Source organism: Streptomyces sp. NPDC001156 (genome assembly GCF_053598275.1).
The window spans coordinates 1-1425 of sequence record NZ_JBSFJX010000534.1; the positions used below are offsets into that span (position 1 = coordinate 1).

Genomic DNA, 1425 nt, shown 5'->3' on the forward strand with positions numbered 1-1425 from the left:
GCAGAGGCGGGCGCGGTGTTGGTGGCGGCGGCGCCAGGTGGACCACCACAGCAGGTGGGGGCGGTCTCGTCGGGGCGGCGGAAGGATCAAGGCCCTTAGCAGGCGGAGGAGTTCGTGGCTGCTGAGGGGGACGAGGTCGGCCTCGGCGGGGTCGTTCCGGCCAGTCTGGGCGGCACGTTCGAGAGCGGCGGTGACGGCCAGGAAGGCGTGGGCGACCAGGGCGATCACGCTCCAGCGGTGCCAGGAGTTCCAGCAGGTGACCTGGCCTTTGTCGAGGTGGCAGATCTCCTTCGCGTCCTGGAAGTCGTCCTCCACCCGCCACCTGCGGCACACCAGTGACACCAGTCGCGCCAGCGTCACCGGCCCGGGGGCGAAGCAGCGGTAGTAGGACACGGTGCGGGTGTAGCGGTGCCGGCGGATCAGCAGCACGGACGTCCCCGTGTCGAGGTCGTGCCCGTCAGGGGCGTCGTCGGCGATGACCTCGATCATCGCCCAGTCGTAGTCGCGTACGCCTTTCTGCCCCGCGCCGGTCCGCATCCGCTGCCAGGCCCGCTTCGGCAGCCGGGCGGCGACCTGGGCCACGCTCAGCCTCGCGGCCGGGGTGGTGACCTGGTGGTTGGAGCGCACTCCCACGACGTAGCCCAGGCCCAGCTCGCGGCAGGCGCTACGCAGCTCCCGCCCTCCGTAGACCTCGTCGCCCAGGAAGAACGAGGCGGGTATGCCCTGCCGGCCGGCGGTGCGGAGCATGTCCTGCGCGAGGTGGGGCTTGGTGGCGAAGCACAGCTCGTCGGGGACACCGGTCAGCTCACGGCGTTCCTCGTCTGCGGCCCACTCCTTGGTGAAGTACAGGCGCCGGTCGATCAGGCAGTGCCCGGCGGACGTGGCGAAGGTGAGGTGCACCGCGACCTGGCACAGGGCGACTCCGCCGACCGAGCCGGAGTACTGGCGGGCCGCGGCCACCGCGTCGGTGGAGGACTTCGCGTCTCCCGTCTCATCCGCGATCAGGATCCCGTCGCCGTCGTCGAGCAGGTCCACGGCCCAGGCCACCGTCCGCTTGAGCACCGCTTGTTCGTCCCACACCGCACGGGACAGCAGATGGTGCAGGCGGTGCGGGCCCCGCTCACCGATCGCTTCGGCCAGGCTCCAGCAGTTGACGTCCTCGAGTTCCATCAGCATGCCCCGGGTCATCCGTGCGAACGTCTCCCGGGTCTCGGAGCGGGCGAAACAGTCGGCCACCGAAGCCAACAGGCCCCCGAACGCGATGTCGTGGCCTTCGTGGTCTACCGTCGTCGAAGCGGCCGTCTCGTTCTGATGTTGCGTCACACCACATCATGATCAAGGCGGCCGTCCTCGTGTCCCCAGCCATCCCCTCAAGCCGCTGAACAGCAGCAACGGGCATCGGCAGACCTATCTACAGCTGCCGTA

At 69.8% G+C, this 1425-nt stretch carries 1 protein-coding gene; it reads right to left on the reverse strand.

Annotated features, from left to right (window positions below; translation table 11 throughout):
- Positions 1-1323: IS701 family transposase (locus tag ACWDA7_RS52905; RefSeq protein WP_450615381.1), on the reverse strand; the 1323-nt coding region annotated here is incomplete at its 3' end.
- Positions 1324-1425 lie beyond the last annotated feature (102 nt).